A 16,367-nucleotide genomic window follows, 5' to 3' on the forward strand; every position below is an offset into this window, starting at 1 on the left:
CGTCCGGCCCGCCCCCACCGGGCCGGACCCCCACCCGAGGAGCCTCGCATGCACATCCACCCCCACCGCCCCGCCGACGTCGCACCCCACCAATACGCCCGCCTGGGCTGGCGCTGGTGGCTCTGTCGCCACTGCTACGCGCCCCGCAGCCTGCACCCCCGCACCAGCCCGGTACGCGCCCGCTCCGCCGACGACAACCGCTACCTCAGCGCCCGCGCCCCGCACTTCAAGGAGGGCTGGTGATCCTCATCCTCGCCCTCGCCGTCACCGCGGTGGTCGCCGTGTTCGCCCTGTTCCTCCACACCCTCCGCCAGCTCGCCGAAACCGCACTCCACGACACCCCACCACCCACACGAGACGCCCACAACAACCAGAGGCACCCATGACCGGCGCCCAGCACCCCGCCCGCGCCAAAGCCCGCGGCTGCACCGCCGGCGTCATCCTCGCCGCGGCGTCCGGCATCTACCCCGCCACCTACCACCCGTACTTCGCCATCCCCGGCCTGGTATCGGCCGCGATCTTCGCGATGGTCGCCGCCTCCTACCGGCGGGAAGCACACGAGGCCGCCACACAAGACCCGCGGAGCACCCCATGAACGCGGCCATCGCCACCCTCGGCCTCGCCTCCGCCGCCGTCCTCTTCCGCCACCTCGTCCACCGCATCGCACGCCTCACCACAAGGAGACGCCGATGACCGGGCCGTCCAGCACACCCCGCGGCGAGCACACGCCGAAGCCCGGCATCACCTGGCAGACCGAACTCGTCCGCACCGAGCAGCACGTCGACGACGACACACCCGACCCCCGACCGAACCGAGCCACCCGCCGCGCCATACAGCGCGCAGCACGAAAGAAGCAACGATGACCGAGAAGACCCGCGCCCCGTGGACGCCCGAGCAGGTAGCCGCTCTGAACCGGTTCCAGCGCGAGGGCGGCATGCACCCGTTCACGTGCGGCGCCGAGCACGCCACCGGGCAGAGCCCCGTCCTCGTCGCCACGAACGGCGGGTGGGTGTGCCCGGACCCGCAGTGCGTGTACCGGCAGGACTGGGCACACGCCTTCATGACCGAACGCAGCATGAGCATCACCCTGCCGCCCTACAGCGGCGACGACGCCACGTGTATCAAGTGCGGCGACGTCGGCGCCCGCACCACATACAAAGAGTTCGGTGAACCCGGCCACGGCCAAGTCGGCACCCCCGACAAGTTCCCCGAACGCCTCGAACGAAAATGCAACCGCTGCGACTACCGATGGAACGAGGCCCTCAACCCGCCCACCCCCGACGTCGCCCTCACAGCGCTCGGCAGAGCGGAGACCGAACTCACCGCCCTCCGCGCCCGCGGAAACGGGGACGCCGCACTCCTGCCCGAGCACCTCCGCGAGCAGCTCCGCGAGGCCATCGAGTCCGAGGTGTACGCGTACCGCGAGCGCACCATGCTGTGGGAGGAGACCGGCGGCGTCACCGAAGAGATCGCCCGGCTCGCCGCGCGCGGAGCGGTGAAGGCGCTCACCGCCCACCGCGACTACATGCCCATGGCCAACAAGGACAACTGACCCGGGACAGCACGCGGCCCGCCGCCCCTACTGGGTACGGCGGGCCGACGAGGGCGCCCCCCCTCGGTGGTGGACAAGACGCTACGCCCCGCCCCGTCAATGCGTCCAGACGTCGGGACCGCCGCCCCGCCACTCGATCAGCCCGCTACGCACCACGTCCATCTCATCGAACTCCTGGAGGCCGGCCTCCTGCATGAAGGCGGCGATGTCCCGGACGCTGTAGGCGCGGCCGAGGATGGTGCCGTCGACGCGCACCCTGCGGCCGCCTTGCTCGTCGGGCGGGTACACGGTCACCGGGCGGTCGTCGGCCATGGCTCCAGCCTCGCGCAGCTGCGCGGCCGGCGCGCGCTGGGCTACTCCATGACGAAGCCCCCGCCTCGACACGAGACGGGGGCTGTGCGGGCTTGGCTACGGCCGCCACTTCTCGCGGAATCCGGGCCGGTCCGCGTAGGGCAGGGCGAGCAGGCGGACCGTGTCGCACCAACCGCCGCGGTCGCTGTACTCGGCCGAGTAGCCGCACTCGTTGCAGCCCAAGCCGATGTCCTGGCCGTCCTCGTCCTCCCAGCCGCCGATGACGTGGTGGATCTCCAGGATCTGCCGCTTGGCGTCGATCTCGCGCAGCACCCGCGCCGGATCGTGGGTCGCAACGTGCTCGCCACGCTCCCGCTCCAGGAAGTCCTGAGACCCGGTGGCCACCATGTCGTCTTCACGACGCGCGAGTACGAAACCGTCGTCGTAGTACCAGTCGGCCCCGAGTTCCTCGGCCGCCGCCGTGGACCGCGCAGCGTCGACGTCGAGCTGCTCGCCCAGCCACCGCACCAGCTCATCCATCCTGCGTCTCCTTGCTCCGGGACTTCGTGCCCCACCCGCTGCCATGACCACGCTCGATGTTCTGCACCGTGCCGAGCGACACGCCCAACTTGGCGGCGATCTTCCGGTACGAGACCCCATCCGCGCGCATCGCAAGCACGGCCTCACGCCTCAGATCCCGCAACTTCGGCGCGCGCGTCTCGTAGTCCTTCAGTACCTCGCTGATCGCCACGGCACGCTCGACCGGGTCGGCGATCTCCTCGACCTGATCCAGGGCATCGCTCACTCTGCGCGCCTCCTCGGTGTGGTCTTCGGCCATGCCCGTCCCTTCCTGGGTGGGCCGCTTGCCTAAGTGTATGCCATGGCATACGCTCAGAGGTAGACGCAGCCCACGCTGCTCGCCAATGAGAAATGCCCGGACGGGAGGTGCAACTCCCGTCCGGGCCAGCCACCGCCTGACCTAACCAGGAGTGACACCGTGGATCGTACCGATCAGACCCAGGCGCAGCACAGCCCGGCGCACACCCCCGGCAACGACGACAACAAACCCGTCATCCCGAAGATCCCCCACCCCCGCCCCGAGCGCCGCCTCGTCGCCGCCGGACGCATCACCGGCCGCCGCACCACCGCCCTGCACTACAACGCCCCGGCCGCCGCATGAGCCGCCGCCCCAGCCGCGCCGAGATGCTCGAACTCGCCGCCGACCGCGAGAAGTGCGCGGCCCGATCGCAGCGTGCCGCGCAGTCAGCGCGCGAGGCCGCCGCCAACCCGGCGAACTCCGACACCACGCGCCGCCAGGCCGCAGCCACCATCCGGATCGCCGAGAACCACGCCCGCGACTACCGGGAGGAAGCCGCCGCTCTCCGCGACGGCCGAATCCCCGGCGAGGACTGGTGACCGCCTGATGGGCGTCCGGTTCTGGGCCGGCCTCGCCTTCATCGCCACCCTCAGCGCCGCAGCCCTCACCACCGTCATCCGCTGAACCCCCGCAGACCGTCGGCCGCGCCACACATCCCCCGTCGCGCGGCCGGCACCCAACCCAAGGAGAACCATCATGCCAATCCAGGGACACACCACATCCGAACAGCGACCAGAGCCGCGCCTGTCCCGGTCTGAACGGATGGCCCGCCGCGCGACGAATCGCCTGCGCCGCGCCCTCCGAGAGGCAGACCGCGGCCTCACCCCCTGACCACCCGATGACCGGTAGCCCAGGGCGCCCGTCCCGCACGGACGCCCTGGAGATCCGGCCAACACCGCCCGAAAGGAGACCCGCATGCGGCGCGCCATCCACCGCCCACTCGCCCGATGGGGATTCACCGCATGCGCCCTCCTCGCCTGGACCACCCACCAACCCTGGCCCGCCCTCACGACCACCGCCGCCGCATACGTCGCCTGGCGCACCCCCCACCGCCGACACCGCACCAGGAGTTCGAAGTGAAGACCACCGCCGCCATCAAGTCCCGCCTCACCGCCCTCACCCCCCTCGCCATCCTGTTCACGTTCGTCTCCCTCGCCTGGACGGGATGGAGCATCACCGACCTGGTCCACTCCGGGGCATGGGGATTGCTCGCCGCGATCAGCGTCGACGGACTGTGGGGGACCGTGCAGTACCTGTCCTACAAGGGCATCGGCGGACGGCTCGTCGAAGCCGTCGAGTGGATCACCCTCGGCGTCGCCTGCGCCCTGCTCGGATGGCACGGCTGGACCATCACCCCCGCTGCAGCCTTCGCCGGTGCGCTCCCCCCGATCGTCGCCAAGATCGCCTGGACCGGAGACATCAGGCTCCGCCGAGACCCGACCGCGCTCACCGCCGAGCAGGAGGCGGAGATCAACGCCGTCATCCGGGACAGCGAGTACATCTCCCGACGCCGCGCCGCAGAGATCGAGCGCGAAGCGGCCGAGGAAGTCGCCCTGATCCGCGCCCAGGGGAAGGTCGCAATGGAGCGGGACGACGTCACCTTCCAAGTCGAGCTGGGACGCATCCGCAAGCGCGAAGAGATCCAGCGCCGCACCCCGCTCGCACTGTCCATGTCCGGCATCCCGGACACCCAGGACACGCGTCCGGACACGTCCGGACACTCGGACAGCCAGTCGGACACCGCACCGGACACGCCACCCCCCACCAGCAAGGACACCCGTCCGGACACCCCGGACCCTCTCCACCAGATTGCCGCCGCCGCGTCCGGCCCCGCCGACCTTGTCCGGACGCTGTCCGCCCACGGCGTCCGCCAGACGGACATCGTCGCCGAGGCCATCCGCCTCCGACCCGACATGAACCCGGACAGCATCCGCCGCACCGCCAAGCGCCTCGGAGAAGGGCCGTACCTGTGAACAAGCCGACGCTCCTCCTCGCCACCGCGGCCGGTCTACTCGCCGCGATCGTCGCCGCGTCCTGGTTCCCCACCCACCCCGGACTCGCCGCCCTCCTCGGCTACACCGTCGTCGTCGGCAGCCTCGCCTCCGGCACCGGCGCCCCCGTCGCCCGCACCATCGGCGCATCCGTGCTGGTCATCGCCATGGCGTTGACCCTCACACTGCACGCCGTCCGCAAGCTCATCGACCTCGCCCTGTGGATCCTCGGCACGAGCACCCAGGGCGCCCTGCACGCTGCGAAGGCCCACTCATGACCACCCAGCCGCCGGTGTACACGCCGATCCCCATGACGATGACGACGGACGGCGCGCACTCGCCGACCTACCAAATCCCCAGGTCACGGCCGTCGTCATCATCGTCGTCGTCACCCGGGGTGTGGACGCGCTGCCTGTACTGCGCCACCCGCGTCGGCCAGTGGATGGCCCGCCGCCGCTACGAACTCGCCCCCGCCGGCGGAACCACCGCCCTCACGATCCTCGGCCTCGCCCAGGACAGCCCTGGTGCGGCCCTCGCCTACGGCACCCTCGCCGCCGGAGCCGGGGCCGCCGCGGTCCTCGGCCTGAAGCACAAAAACCCCACGGTCACGCACGTCGGCGCGGGCGGGTTCCTCGCCCTCGCGGACATCACCACCGCCGCCGCGGCCGGGTTCTCCTGGCCGACGGCGACCGCGTGGGTGCTGTCCACCGGCGTCGCCTACGGGGTGTACGGGCCGTGGCTCGCCGGGCAGCGCAACGCCCGTATGAAGCTGCACGTCGACACCGTGAAGGCGAAGGGCGCGGTGCCTGCGGCGATCGGGCTGGAGGCCGCCGACCCCGGACTCACCGGCGCGAGCCCGGAGGAGACGGCGCTGCGGCGCGGCTTCCACGCCCTCACCGGGGCGGTGCCGCTCGCCGTACACGCCTTCCACCGCACCGCGGACGGCTCCTGGTCGTGCATCCTGAAGACCCCGCCCGGGAAGAACACCGCGCCCGCCGCGCTGGTGAAGCGGGCCGCGCAGCTGCAGGCGAACATGGGAACCCCCGGCCGCCTCACCCTCGCCGACGGGCCCGGCCCGAACGATCTGATCGTGAAGGTCGCCATGTCGGACGCGCTCGCGGGCACCCTCACCGTCACCGACACCGGCGTCACCACCTGCCGCGAGCCCGTCCTCCTCGGCCGTGACGAGGACGGCGCAGAGTTCCTGCTGCGCCTGCTGTACCGGCATACCCTCGTCGCCGGCGCCTCCGACTGGGGGAAGTCCGGCATCGTCAACCTGATCCTGAAGCGCCTCAACCGGTGCACCGACGTCGACCTGTACGGCATCGACATGAAGCCCGGCGCCCCCGAGTTGGGCCCGTGGGCCGGGCGGATGAAGGCCCTCGCCCGGAACGCGGAGCAGGCGCGCGGGCTGCTGGAGTGGATACGGAGCGAGTGCGACCGGCGCGGCGCGATCCTCGCCGAGCTGTCCCGCAAGAGCATGGCGGAGGGGCGCGGCCCGGTCCGTAAGTGGGTGCCGGGCGAGCACGGCAGCGCGATCTTCGTGGTGACCGATGAGCTGGCCGAACTGGTGCGGCAGGACAAGGAACTCGCCGACCTGTACGAGAGTCTGCTGGCGATCGCCCGGTTCCTCGCGATCCAGTTCGTGTCCGCGACGCAGCAGCCCTCTCGGAAGGTGTTCGGCGGGTCCACGGACGCGCGCGGCAACTACGCCAACCGCATCTCGACGCGGGCCGGCGAGTCCGGGCACGCCCCGCTGATCTTCGGCGCCGGATGCCAGACGAAGGGCTGGCGGCCCGAGGCCCTGGACCTGCCGGGGAAGTTCCTCGCGCAGACCCCCGAGCACGACACCCCGCGCGTCTACCGCGCCGAGTACGTCACCGACCTCGACATCGCGGAAGAGGTCGGCTTCTACTACTCCGACGTCCGGGACACCGAGCCCCAGCCCGCGCTCACCGACGAGCCGTGGGTCGAGCAGTTCGCCCCGCTCCGCTTTCCCGACGGCAGCCAGGTCGGCCGGGACCAGTGGCCGGACCTGTACCGGCTGTTCGCCGGGTCGCCGGACGGGGCGACGAAGAAGGAACTCGCCCAGACCGCCGGGGTGTCGCGGGACACGGCGATGCGGGCGATCGAGGAGTGGAGGCGGCACGGGGTGCTGTCGCGCCGTGACGGCCGCTCGGAGCGCTACTACCTGCCGAAGGAGGCGTGATGACGCGCCGACTGCCTGAGCCCTACCAGCGGTACGCCCAGCCCGGGCAGCCCGCCGCCAACGCCGCGGTCGAGCTGCACGCCGATCGGGACCCGGTCGTGTACGTGCCGGATGCCTACGGGCAGATGGTGCCGATGCGCCGCTCCCAACTCCCGAACGCGCCCGCGCGCACTCAGCCGCGGGACCTGACGCCGCAGCCACTGCTGGACCCGGTCGCGCAGCGCCTCGTCGCCGCGGGTGCTGGTGGCGGTGTACTGCTGTGGGGTGGCGGCCAGTTCCTGATCGGCGCCGGCCAGCTGCTGAGCAGCCTGTCGGGGGTGGGGGCGCTGCTGTTCTTCCTGGCGCTCGCCGGCGGCCGGACCCTCCTCGCCGGTGGCAGGCAGGCGGGGACGCGGGTCGAGGTCCACAACCACGTGCGGGGTTTCGGGCGGTCGACTACGAACCTGTGAGCCGCGTGCCACACTGAGGCGCGGGCCGGTTCGAGCCCGGCACACCCTGGCAGGCCCCACCTCGCTACCCCCCCGTCGAGGTGGGGCTTCGCCGTTCCCGGGGCGGATGTCGGCGGCGAGCGTTACGCTCCCGCCCACCAATACGCACGCGCCTGGGGGGACATCATGCGCCGCACCATCACCCTGCTCGCCGCCACGCTCCTGCTCGCCGGGGCCGCGGTCGGCTGTTCCGACTCAGACGACACTGCTGCGGACTGCGCGACGGCGCTCACGAAGTGGACTGGCGGTGACGCCGACGACAAGCCGACCGTGGGCGAGGCGAAGGAGCGGGTCGACGCGCTCGACAAGACCCTCGCCGACATGGTCGGCATGGGGTACGAGACCGTCGCCGAGGATGCGCACGACACGCTGGAGCGGAAGACCGAGGAGGGCGGGAAGGGCCGGCCGGGGGCGTGTGAGTCGCTGTCGGAGGACGACTACACGGTGCTGCTCGTGGCGAAGTCGATGAACGGTCTGGGGTGGACGAATGAGGACGGGGAGTTCGACAAGCTGAAGATGGCGCAGAGCTTGGGCGACTAGCGCTGTCGTCGTGGTGGGGCCCCGCTCCCGGGTTCGGGGGGCGGGGCCTTCGTCATGCAGAGGGCTCCTTCTTCGGCCGGCCGCCTTTGCGTGCGCGGCGTTCGGCGAGTTCCTCCTCCGCGGCGGCGAGTTCGGCTCGCTCGTGTTCGTTGCCGTGCTCCTTGATGAAGGCGCGGACGTGGTCGACGAGGTCGGCGCTGCGGTCGATGCCTCGGCGGGAGGCGGCTGTTCCGTAGGCGTCCCACATGCGGCGGGGGATGCGGAACTTGGGCGAGTAGGTGTGGTCCAACTCGCTCATGGGACGGCGCGGCTTCGGAGGCTTCGGCTGGAGCAGCACGTTGTGCACCGGCTTCTCCGTCTTGATCGCTTCAGCCTCGACCTTCAGCGCCTCGGCCCGCGTCTCGTACCAGACGACCGCCTGCCGGGCGACCTGTGACCACCACGGCTTCTGCTTCGCGTGGTTGCTCCACCGGGTGCCGAAGCGCTGCGTCACGCCGACGTACAGGAGCGTGTCATCGGCTGCGTAGAAGCGGTAGACCGCTGCTCGTTCCTCGGCGATGGGCACGGTCATGAGGGCTTGACCTTCCCGTCTCGGATGCGGGCGACGTACTCGCGGGTGAACCCGGAGGCCTTCACGACCTCGGTGAGCCGGCCGCGCACGGGCTCTTCGCCGCGCTTCTCGGGGAAGACCTGGGGGATCAACTCGAAGATGCGGGCCCGATCGCTGGCCATGCGTTCGGTGAGCGCCCGGATCTCTTCGATCTTCTGCTCGTCGGTGTCTGCCATGACCCCAGTATGCCATCCCTGTAGGCGAACTCAATGGGCCAACTCCGTTGACATGAGAAGCGGGTAGGCATACTCTGTAGTCATAACCGCGAACGAGGGAGCCACCATGAACGCCGCAGCCACCACCCACACCAACTGCCTCCGCTGCGGCCGCACCCTCCGCAACCCCACCCCCGACGGCTACGGCCCCAAGTGCCGCACCAAGGTCCGCAAGGCCGCCGTCGACCTCGCCGACTACAAGGCCCACCAGGTCACCTCCGCCCGCGAACTCATCGAAGACGGCGCGATCATCCCCCTCCGCTCCGTCGTCTTCATCGCCGTCTCCACCGACGGCACCGAGACCTACCGCACCGCCCCCACCGCCTGCACCTGCAAGGCCGGCCTGAAGGGCTCCCGCTGCTACCACCAGCTCGCCGCGCGCATGTTGCTCGCGGCCTGAGAGGAGAACCCATGCAGATCATCAAGGTCACAGACGAAGGGACAGCCACCGTCGAGCTGTCCCTCGCCGAGATCCGCGAGGTCGTCGCCGACCTCGACGCCGCCGACTGGGGCGCACTCAGCCTTTCGACCCGCGCGCTGTACCACTACCTCGACATGGTCCGGCCGCCCACCGCCGCGGGCCGCGCCGGGATCTTCCCCGGCGGCGGCTTCTGACCCGAGCATGGCCGAGGCCCCCTGATCCGAACGCCCACGGACCAGGGGGCCAACCCCTGCGCCCGGAACCTCCCCACCCCCACACACGCCACAATCCACCCATGCCCTACCCCGCCCGCTGCCCAGCCCGAAACCGCAACGGCCGAGGATGCTCCGCCCCCGCCGGACAACTCACCGGCCACCCCGGATACGGCACCTGCGCCTGGCACAAAGGCGTCCACCCGCACGTCGAGGAGGCATGGGCCATGGCCCAAGACATCGCCCGCGAACAGAACATCACCCCCCACGAAGCCCTCCTCGGACTCGTCCGCACCGCCACCGCCCGCGCCGCCTACGTCGAAACCGTCATCAGCGAACGCCTACGCGCCCACGTCGAATCCGGCGGCGACCCCCTCACCCCGCCACGCGAACTCATGACGTGGCTCAAGCAGTCCCGCGAGGAACGCCGGCTCGCCGCCGCCACCGCGAAGCAGGCCGTCGACGCCGGCGTCATGGTCGCCCTCGAACGCCGCCTCGACCTGGAGGGCGAGCTCGTGGCGTCCGCGCTGGCCGCCGCCCTGGACGCTCTGGACCTCGGGGCGGAGCAGCGGATGCGGGCGCTGGGCGCGGCGCAGCAGCATCTCCTCGGCGCGGGCGCCCTGCCCGGCAGCAACGACCAGCCGGAATGATCTTCGCGGTGGGGTCTCTACCGTCCCCGCCATGAGACTCCTGCTCACCGGCGCCTCGGGTTTCGTCGGCTCCGCCGTCCTCGCCCACGTACTCGACCACACCAGCTGGCACGTGACATGCCCTGTCTCCTACCGGCACCACGGTGACGGCGCCCGCATCAACGCCGTCCTCGACACCCGACCCGAGCACCGGCACCGCGTGGATGTCATCGCCCACGACCTGGCCCTGCCGATCACCCCGCTTTTCGCCGAGCAGATCGGCGCGATCGACTACGTGTGGAACATCGCCTCCGAATCCCACGTCGACCGCTCCCTGACCGAGCCGGTGCCGTTCGTGCGGAACAACGTCGAGCTCATCCTGAACATGCTGGAGTACGCGCGCGCAGCGAAGCCCCGCCTGTTCCTGCAGATGTCCACCGACGAAGTGTTCGGCCCGGCCGGCGACGGCTACCGGCACCACGAGTGGGACAGCATCCGACCCTCGAATCCCTACGCCGCGTCGAAGGCGGCGCAGGAGGCGATCGCCTACTCCTACTGGCGTGGCCTCGGTGTGCCGCTGATCGTGACGAACACGATGAACCTGCTGGCGCCCGCGCCGCAGGCCGCGGAGAAGTTCATCCCGAAGGTCGCCCGCGCCGTCTTCCGCGGGGAGAAGCTGACCGTGCACGCCAGCCCGGACGGGGTGTCCGGGTCGCGCTGCTGGGTCGACGTCCGGGACTTCGCCGCCGCCTGGCTGTGGCTCACGCAGCGCTTCGACGGCGACGACCGTGCCACCTACTACCCGACCACCCCGGACGGCCCACTGCGCTACAACATCGTCGGTGAGGAAGCCTCCAACCTCGATGTGGCCCTGCGCATGGCGGAGATCGCGGGCCGCCCCCTGGACTACGAGCTGGTCGACTACCACTCTCAGCGCCCCGGCCACGATCACCGGTACGCGCTGGACGGGAGCAAGCTCGCTTCGCTGGGCTGGCCCGGGCCGCGCCCGCTCGGGCAGACCCTGGCGGACATCGTGGCGTGGTACGCCGCGCACCCGCAGTGGCTGAACGCGTGAGCGCCGGCGTGTTCCGGGCCGCGGTCATCCCGACCCGGGACCGGCACGACCTGCTCGCCGACTGCATCAACTCCATCGTCGACCAGGTCGACTACGTGTTCGTCATCGACAACGGCTCCGAACCGCCCATCGACCCGGGCCCCTGGCATGGCAAGGTCGGCGCCGCCGTAGTGCCGATCGACCCGCCGAACATCAGCCAGCTGTGGAACATCGGGCTCGCACTCGCAGACGCTGCCGCCCGTCGCGCTGGCTCGGAGCAGTGGGACATCGCTGTCCTCAATTCCGACGTCGTCGTCCCGCCCGGCTGGGTGCACACGCTGTCGACGGCGATGCGCGCCACCACAGCGGTGCTCGCCTACCCGGACCAGCACGGCGGCACCGAGCAGCTGCTGCACACGAAGGCGGAGCCGGTCGACCTGCGGCAGCGGATCACCGGGTTCGCGTACATGCTGCGCGGCGAAGCAGGGCTGCGCCTCGATGAGTCGATGGCCTGGTGGTACAGCGACGACGACCTCGACTGGCGCGCGCGAGAGCAGGGCGGGGCGCTCCTGGTGCCCGGGCTCACCGTGGACCACCGCTGCCCCAACGGGTCGATGTACGAGCGCCCCGAACTCGGCGAGCAGGCAGGCCGCGACCGGGCCACCTTCCAGCAGAAGTGGGGCCGCACCCCATGGTGAACAGGAGCAGGAGCATGCGCATTGCAGTGACCGGAGGCTCCGGCTTCCTCGGGCAGGCCGCCATCCGCGCGGCTGAGGCCGCCGGCCATGAGGCGTGGTCGTTCGACCGCGCGCACGGCAACGACGTCCTCGGTGACCTCGCAGCACTGAAGGGCGCGGACACGATCGTCCATCTCGCCGGGATGCTCGGCACGTCGGAGCTGTTCGACGCGCCCGAAGCGGCCGTCCACGCCAACGTGATCGGCACCCTGCGGGTGCTGCGCTGGTGCCAGGACCACGACGCCGCCTACGTCGGCATCACCATGCCGCCCGTCTTCCCCAGCGTGTACACCGCCACGAAGATCGCAGCCGACCGCCTGGCGACCGCCTGGCACACCGCCTACGACCTGCCCGTCTCCCACGTCCGCGCCTACAACGCCTACGGGCCCGGCCAGAAGTGGGGGCCCGGGCACCCGCAGAAGATCCTGCCCACGTTCGCGCGCGCCGCGTGGGAGGGCCGCCCGCTGCCGGTGTGGGGCGACGGCGAACAGACCATGGACCTCGTCCACGCCGACGACGTCGGCCGGATGCTCGTCGACGCCGCAGCCCACGGGGACGACGTCACCTTCGACGCGGGCACCGGTGTCGCGGTCACCGTGAACGAACTCGCCGCCGCCGTCCTGGACATGACCGGGTCCACAGCGGGGGTGGAGCATCTGCCGATGCGGAAGGGTGAGACACCCACCCGGATCGTCGCGAGCGGTGAGGGCTGGGACCGGCTGGACTGGAAGCCCGAGCATTCGTGGCAGCGGATCGCCAAGGTGGTCGACTGGTATCGGAACCCGTCGTGAGCCAGGTCGCGATCGTGACGGCGATCTACGACGACTACGACGTGCTGAAGCCGGTGCTGCCGCAGGCTGGGGTGGACGTCGAGTGGATCGTGGTGACGGACACGGTGCCGGATGCCGTGGCGGCGGCTGGCTGGACGGTCGTGCACGAGCCGCGGCCGGGCGTGCACCCGAACCGTGCGGCGAAGGCACCGAAGTACCGGCCGTGGGAGTACACGGACGCGGAGGTGTCCCTGTGGGTGGACGCTAGCTTCCGCGTCGTCTCAGCCCAGTTCGCGATCGAAGCGACGGCCCGGCTGACGGACGAGGAACCCATCGGCCAGTTCGTGCACCCGTGGCGGGACTGCCTGTTCGCGGAGGCGGCCGAGTCTGCGGCGCTGCCGAAGTATGAGGGTGAGCCGTCGCTGGAGCAGGCCGCCGCCTATCGGGCGGCCGGGCACCCGGAGCACTGGGGGCTGTGGGCGACCGGGGTGATGGCCCGCCGTCACACGGCGGCGGTGCGGGAGTTGGGGGAGCGCTGGTCGGAGGAGACCGACCGGTGGTCGTTCCAGGACCAGATCTCGCAGCCGTTCGTGCTGCGCGAGGTCGGGCTGCGCCCGTGGGCGCTGCCCGGCAGTCACCTGGCCACACGGTGGCTGGCTTATGAAGGGAGCGCGAGGCACGGATGACGAGCATCGAGATCGGCGGCGGCCACCTCGTCCAAGCCGGATGGACAAACCTCGACCCCACCCACGGGCAAGGCGACTGGCAACGCCCCGCACAGCAAGTCCCCTGGCCCACCGGCGACAACACCGTGGACGCGATCCGCGCATCCCACGTGATGGAGCACATCCCCGCCGGCGCGGATCGGATCGCTGTGATGAACGAGGCGCACCGCGTCCTGCGCTCGGGTGGGGTGTTCGAGATTCGGGTGCCGAACTGCCTGTCGGGGACGTGGCATGCGTTCGCGGACCCGACGCACGTGAGCTTCTGGTGCATCCCGTCGTTCCACTACTTCGATGGGTCGTTCGCGGCGAACGCGGACTACGGCATCAAGTTCTGGTCGACGTTGGAGCTGCTGATCCAGGGCGACAACGAGATCCTGTGGAGGGGGACACCGCGATGAAGCCCGACGGCGCCAGCGCTCAGGTTCAGTGCCCGGCATGCAAGGAACTGGTCACTGTGTCCGTCAGCCTCCGGACAACCGGCCGCACGACGGCAAAGGTCGGCTTCGACCTGTCGGCAGTCCGCGCGCATGTCGACGAACATGCGGGGCGGGAGGAGCCACAGCGTGGCCACCCCTAGCGTCACCGTCGTCACGCCGTTCCACGAGGCGCGGCGCGCGAACGGCATGCTCGACCGTGCCGCCGCCTCAGTCCGCGCGCAGAGCGTGCCCGTCGAGCACATCCTCGCCGAGGACATCCACCGCAAGGGCGCGGCCATCACCCGCGCCCACGGCCTCCACCTCGTCGACACGGAATGGACCGCATTCCTCGACAGCGACGACGAACTCGACCCCGACCACATCGAGCACCTCCTCGCCTGCGCACAGGACACCGGCGCCGACTACGTCTACCCGTGGTTCCGCGTCGTCGGCGGCACCGACCCGTTCCCCATGTTCTTCGGCCGCCCCTTCGACCCGGCCTGCCCGAACAGCACGACGATCACGATCCTGGTGCGGACCGAACTCGCCAAACAGGTCGGCTTCGCCCGCGACCCCAACGTGGCCGTGTCCGGCGAGGACTACGCCTTCACCCTCGGCTGCATCGCCGCCGGAGCGAAGATCGTGCACCTGCCGCGGATCAGTTGGACGTGGCACCACCATGGAAGAAATTCCGCCGGTCTACCCAATCGCGGTGACGCCCTGCGCAGGTAGGTCAGCGAACGTCAGTGGTCACAGCTGTACCAACCTCCGGAATCCACGGGCCGCTGAACGCCTGACAATCCGACCATGACCACCGAGGACCGGGCCCACATCGCGCAACGCGCCGCGGCCCTCCTCGCTGCCCAACTCAAACCCCGCTGGCAGCCACAACCCCACCAGATCCCACCCCCCGGGAACTGGACCGGCTGGCTGCTCATGGCCGGCCGAGGCGCGGGCAAGTCGAAGGCCTGCGCCGAGTACGTCCGCCAGCACGTCAACGGCCCGCCCTGCCTGCCCGGCCCGGTGCCGCACTGGATCGCCATCATCGCCCCCACGTTGGGTGACGGCGTCACCTCCATGTACGAAGGCCCGGGTGGTATCCGCAACGCCGACCCCGGCGCGCGCCTCGTCCAAGCCCCCGGCGGTACCGTCATCCGCTGGCCCAACGGCTCGCAGGCGAAGCTGTTCGGATCGCACACCCCGGAGGACGTCGAGCGTCTCCGCGCGGGCGGCAACTCCTGCCTCGCCGTGTTGGAGGAGTTCGCGACGTGGCGGTACATGGAGCAGACCTACGACCAGCTCCGCTTCGGCCTGCGGTCCGGGCCGCGCCCGCACTGGATCGCCGCGACCACACCGAAGCCGCGCCCGCTGCTGAAGCGGATGCTGTCCGGGGAGATCTCCGGGGTCGTGCACACGCACGCCACCATGTACGACAATCCGCACCTGGAGCAGTCCGTCAAGGACGCCCTCGAAGAGACCTACGCGGGCACGGACATCGGCGCGCAGGAGTTGCACGGCCGTCTCATCGACGAGGTCGCCGAAGCCCTGTGGACCAGGGCCACGATCGAGGAGACCCGAGTACGCGCCGACGAGGTCCCCGACCTCGTGCGCGTCTCCGTCGGCATCGACCCGTCCGGCGGCGCCGGCGAGCAGGGCATCGTCGTCGTCGGCAAGTCCGGGCTGGTGATCCCCGGTGACGGTGGCCGACCGCAGCACCACGGGTACGTCCTCGACGACCGCTCGTGCAAGCTGTCCCCGGACCAGTGGGGCAGGCGGGCGGTGCAGGCCGCCGTCGACTGGGAAGCCGATGAGATCGTGGCCGAGACCAACTACGGCGGGGCGATGTGTGTGGCAACACTGCGCACCGCGTCCGAGGCGCTCGGCGTGAACATCCCGATCCGCACCGTGACAGCGACCCGGGGGAAGACGGTGCGCGCGCAGCCCGTGGCGGCGCTGGCAGCGCAGGGCCGCTGGCACATGGCCGGTGTGTTCCCGGAGCTGGAGGACCAGATGGCGACCTGGTATCAGGAACTCGGCTGGTCCCCGGACCGCCTGGATGCGATGGTGTGGCCGGCCTGGCAGATGAAGCTGGTCGGCACGATGACCCGCGGGCAGGGCTCGCTTGGTGGTGATCTGGCCAGAAAGCAGATCGCTGGGACGCGGCTACGGTGACCGGCATGGAGACCTGGCTGCTGCTCATCGTGATGGCGTTGGTGACATACCGGGGCACGAAGCTCGTGGTGGAGGACACGTTCCCGCCGGTGCTGTGGCTGCGGGACCGGCTCGCCGGCGGGTGGCGGGCACTCACCCTTGCCGAGTTGGAGCGCTACGCCGCGGCGTCCCCGTCGGCGCAGGCCGTGATGCGGGACGCGTGGTCCTACGACCCGGACGACGAGCTGGGGCAGCGTCATGTGCGCCGCGCCCGCTGGTCGCCGTACTGGCTGGCCGAGTTGCTGTCGTGCCCGTGGTGCGCGTCCGGGTGGGTGGCGGCTGGGGTGACGGCCGGGACGTGGGCGGTGGTCGGGTTGCCGGTGCCGCTGCTGGTCTGGGGCGCGGTGTGGGCGGCCGGTGCGCTGCTCGCCGCGCAGGAGTGGGCGTAGCACCTCCGGAACGATCACGCGTCGGGTGGG

28 protein-coding genes are annotated in these 16,367 nt (G+C 70.8%); 23 read left to right on the plus strand and 5 right to left on the minus strand.

Annotated elements, in window-relative coordinates:
* Positions 1 to 48: 48 nt before the first annotated feature.
* From F8R89_RS30860 to F8R89_RS30870, 5 genes are all read left to right on the plus strand, one after another.
* Entirely contained in the window at positions 49 to 243 is a 195-nt protein-coding gene (locus F8R89_RS30860; protein ID WP_151787034.1) for a hypothetical protein, read from the plus strand.
* Positions 240 to 386: a hypothetical protein gene (locus tag F8R89_RS36365; protein ID WP_192806278.1), complete on the plus strand. Its 147-nt coding sequence runs from the start codon at positions 240 to 242 to the stop codon at positions 384 to 386. Before F8R89_RS30860 ends, F8R89_RS36365 begins: the two co-directional genes overlap by 4 nt.
* Positions 383 to 595: a hypothetical protein gene (locus F8R89_RS30865; RefSeq protein ID WP_151787035.1), complete on the plus strand. Its 213-nt coding sequence runs from the start codon at positions 383 to 385 to the stop codon at positions 593 to 595. The genes F8R89_RS36365 and F8R89_RS30865 overlap by 4 nt, the downstream gene beginning before the upstream one ends.
* Positions 596 to 689: 94 nt before the next feature.
* Positions 690 to 863 carry a hypothetical protein gene (locus tag F8R89_RS36370; protein WP_192806279.1) on the plus strand — a complete coding sequence of 58 codons (174 nt, stop codon included), beginning with the start codon at positions 690 to 692 and terminating at the stop codon, positions 861 to 863.
* Positions 860 to 1,552 carry a hypothetical protein gene (locus tag F8R89_RS30870; protein WP_151787036.1) on the plus strand — a complete coding sequence of 231 codons (693 nt, stop codon included), beginning with the start codon at positions 860 to 862 and terminating at the stop codon, positions 1,550 to 1,552. Before F8R89_RS36370 ends, F8R89_RS30870 begins: the two co-directional genes overlap by 4 nt.
* Before the next feature lie 96 nt (positions 1,553 to 1,648).
* On the opposite strand, the gene F8R89_RS30875 is transcribed toward F8R89_RS30870, so the two are convergent.
* The 3 genes from F8R89_RS30875 to F8R89_RS30885 form a co-directional block, all read right to left on the minus strand.
* Positions 1,649 to 1,864, minus strand: coding sequence for a hypothetical protein (locus F8R89_RS30875; RefSeq protein ID WP_151787037.1), 216 nt, complete (start codon positions 1,862 to 1,864; stop codon positions 1,649 to 1,651).
* Positions 1,865 to 1,960: 96 nt separating this feature from the next.
* The gene (locus tag F8R89_RS30880; RefSeq protein WP_151787038.1) at positions 1,961 to 2,383 is read right to left on the minus strand and encodes a DUF6221 family protein; all 423 of its coding nucleotides are present in this window, start codon (positions 2,381 to 2,383) and stop codon (positions 1,961 to 1,963) included.
* Positions 2,376 to 2,681: a sigma factor-like helix-turn-helix DNA-binding protein gene (locus F8R89_RS30885; protein ID WP_151787039.1), complete on the minus strand. Its 306-nt coding sequence runs from the start codon at positions 2,679 to 2,681 to the stop codon at positions 2,376 to 2,378. The genes F8R89_RS30880 and F8R89_RS30885 overlap by 8 nt, the downstream gene beginning before the upstream one ends.
* Before the next feature lie 159 nt (positions 2,682 to 2,840).
* Here F8R89_RS30885 and F8R89_RS30890 point away from each other — a divergent pair, with 159 nt between their 5' ends.
* The 7 genes from F8R89_RS30890 to F8R89_RS30920 all read left to right on the plus strand — a co-directional run bounded on the left by F8R89_RS30890 (position 2,841) and on the right by F8R89_RS30920 (position 7,948).
* Positions 2,841 to 3,023, plus strand: coding sequence for a hypothetical protein (locus tag F8R89_RS30890; RefSeq protein ID WP_151787040.1), 183 nt, complete (start codon positions 2,841 to 2,843; stop codon positions 3,021 to 3,023).
* The gene (locus F8R89_RS30895) at positions 3,020 to 3,259 is read left to right on the plus strand and encodes a hypothetical protein (RefSeq protein WP_151787041.1); all 240 of its coding nucleotides are present in this window, start codon (positions 3,020 to 3,022) and stop codon (positions 3,257 to 3,259) included. Before F8R89_RS30890 ends, F8R89_RS30895 begins: the two co-directional genes overlap by 4 nt.
* Before the next feature lie 537 nt (positions 3,260 to 3,796).
* Complete coding sequence (locus F8R89_RS30900; protein ID WP_151787042.1) at positions 3,797 to 4,693, plus strand: hypothetical protein; 897 nt, start codon at positions 3,797 to 3,799, stop codon at positions 4,691 to 4,693.
* The gene (locus F8R89_RS36375; RefSeq protein WP_192806280.1) at positions 4,690 to 4,989 is read left to right on the plus strand and encodes a hypothetical protein; all 300 of its coding nucleotides are present in this window, start codon (positions 4,690 to 4,692) and stop codon (positions 4,987 to 4,989) included. The genes F8R89_RS30900 and F8R89_RS36375 overlap by 4 nt, the downstream gene beginning before the upstream one ends.
* Positions 4,986 to 6,920, plus strand: coding sequence for an FtsK/SpoIIIE domain-containing protein (locus F8R89_RS30910; protein WP_151787043.1), 1,935 nt, complete (start codon positions 4,986 to 4,988; stop codon positions 6,918 to 6,920). Before F8R89_RS36375 ends, F8R89_RS30910 begins: the two co-directional genes overlap by 4 nt.
* Positions 6,920 to 7,369, plus strand: coding sequence for a hypothetical protein (locus F8R89_RS30915; protein ID WP_151787044.1), 450 nt, complete (start codon positions 6,920 to 6,922; stop codon positions 7,367 to 7,369). Before F8R89_RS30910 ends, F8R89_RS30915 begins: the two co-directional genes overlap by 1 nt.
* Positions 7,370 to 7,534: 165 nt before the next feature.
* Positions 7,535 to 7,948 carry a hypothetical protein gene (locus tag F8R89_RS30920; RefSeq protein WP_151787045.1) on the plus strand — a complete coding sequence of 138 codons (414 nt, stop codon included), beginning with the start codon at positions 7,535 to 7,537 and terminating at the stop codon, positions 7,946 to 7,948.
* A gap of 52 nt (positions 7,949 to 8,000) precedes the next feature.
* Here F8R89_RS30920 and F8R89_RS30925 read toward each other — a convergent pair whose 3' ends face one another.
* Both F8R89_RS30925 and F8R89_RS36380 read right to left on the minus strand, forming a co-directional pair.
* Entirely contained in the window at positions 8,001 to 8,519 is a 519-nt protein-coding gene (locus F8R89_RS30925; protein WP_192806281.1) for a GIY-YIG nuclease family protein, read from the minus strand.
* Complete coding sequence (locus tag F8R89_RS36380; RefSeq protein ID WP_192806282.1) at positions 8,516 to 8,734, minus strand: hypothetical protein; 219 nt, start codon at positions 8,732 to 8,734, stop codon at positions 8,516 to 8,518. Before F8R89_RS36380 ends, F8R89_RS30925 begins: the two co-directional genes overlap by 4 nt.
* A gap of 106 nt (positions 8,735 to 8,840) precedes the next feature.
* On the opposite strand from F8R89_RS36380, the gene F8R89_RS30930 reads away from it, so the two are divergent.
* From F8R89_RS30930 to F8R89_RS30980, 11 genes are all read left to right on the plus strand, one after another.
* Entirely contained in the window at positions 8,841 to 9,173 is a 333-nt protein-coding gene (locus F8R89_RS30930; protein WP_151787047.1) for a hypothetical protein, read from the plus strand.
* 11 nt (positions 9,174 to 9,184) lie between these two features.
* The gene (locus F8R89_RS30935) at positions 9,185 to 9,388 is read left to right on the plus strand and encodes a hypothetical protein (protein ID WP_151787048.1); all 204 of its coding nucleotides are present in this window, start codon (positions 9,185 to 9,187) and stop codon (positions 9,386 to 9,388) included.
* 245 nt (positions 9,389 to 9,633) lie between these two features.
* Positions 9,634 to 10,056: a hypothetical protein gene (locus F8R89_RS30940; protein ID WP_151787049.1), complete on the plus strand. Its 423-nt coding sequence runs from the start codon at positions 9,634 to 9,636 to the stop codon at positions 10,054 to 10,056.
* A gap of 31 nt (positions 10,057 to 10,087) precedes the next feature.
* Positions 10,088 to 11,110 (plus strand): NAD-dependent epimerase/dehydratase family protein, encoded by a 1,023-nt coding sequence (locus F8R89_RS30945; RefSeq protein ID WP_151787050.1) that lies wholly within the window; start codon positions 10,088 to 10,090, stop codon positions 11,108 to 11,110.
* Positions 11,107 to 11,787: a glycosyltransferase family 2 protein gene (locus tag F8R89_RS30950; RefSeq protein ID WP_151787051.1), complete on the plus strand. Its 681-nt coding sequence runs from the start codon at positions 11,107 to 11,109 to the stop codon at positions 11,785 to 11,787. Before F8R89_RS30945 ends, F8R89_RS30950 begins: the two co-directional genes overlap by 4 nt.
* Before the next feature lie 14 nt (positions 11,788 to 11,801).
* Positions 11,802 to 12,617 carry an NAD-dependent epimerase/dehydratase family protein gene (locus F8R89_RS30955; RefSeq protein WP_225994545.1) on the plus strand — a complete coding sequence of 272 codons (816 nt, stop codon included), beginning with the start codon at positions 11,802 to 11,804 and terminating at the stop codon, positions 12,615 to 12,617.
* Positions 12,614 to 13,282, plus strand: a complete 669-nt coding sequence (locus F8R89_RS30960; protein ID WP_151787053.1) for a hypothetical protein — start codon at positions 12,614 to 12,616, stop codon at positions 13,280 to 13,282. Before F8R89_RS30955 ends, F8R89_RS30960 begins: the two co-directional genes overlap by 4 nt.
* A complete protein-coding gene (locus tag F8R89_RS30965; protein ID WP_151787054.1) occupies positions 13,279 to 13,719 on the plus strand; it encodes a methyltransferase domain-containing protein in 441 nt (146 codons plus the stop codon). Before F8R89_RS30960 ends, F8R89_RS30965 begins: the two co-directional genes overlap by 4 nt.
* A 165-nt stretch (positions 13,720 to 13,884) precedes the next feature.
* Positions 13,885 to 14,469, plus strand: coding sequence for a glycosyltransferase family 2 protein (locus tag F8R89_RS30970; protein ID WP_225994546.1), 585 nt, complete (start codon positions 13,885 to 13,887; stop codon positions 14,467 to 14,469).
* A gap of 75 nt (positions 14,470 to 14,544) precedes the next feature.
* Positions 14,545 to 15,909, plus strand: a complete 1,365-nt coding sequence (locus F8R89_RS30975) for a terminase large subunit domain-containing protein (protein WP_151787055.1) — start codon at positions 14,545 to 14,547, stop codon at positions 15,907 to 15,909.
* A gap of 5 nt (positions 15,910 to 15,914) precedes the next feature.
* Positions 15,915 to 16,337: a DUF1360 domain-containing protein gene (locus tag F8R89_RS30980; RefSeq protein WP_151787056.1), complete on the plus strand. Its 423-nt coding sequence runs from the start codon at positions 15,915 to 15,917 to the stop codon at positions 16,335 to 16,337.
* Positions 16,338 to 16,367: the final 30 nt, after the last annotated feature.

The sequence above is a fragment of the Streptomyces sp. SS1-1 genome (assembly GCF_008973465.1).
In the GTDB taxonomy this organism is placed as follows: Bacteria; Actinomycetota; Actinomycetes; order Streptomycetales; family Streptomycetaceae; genus Streptomyces.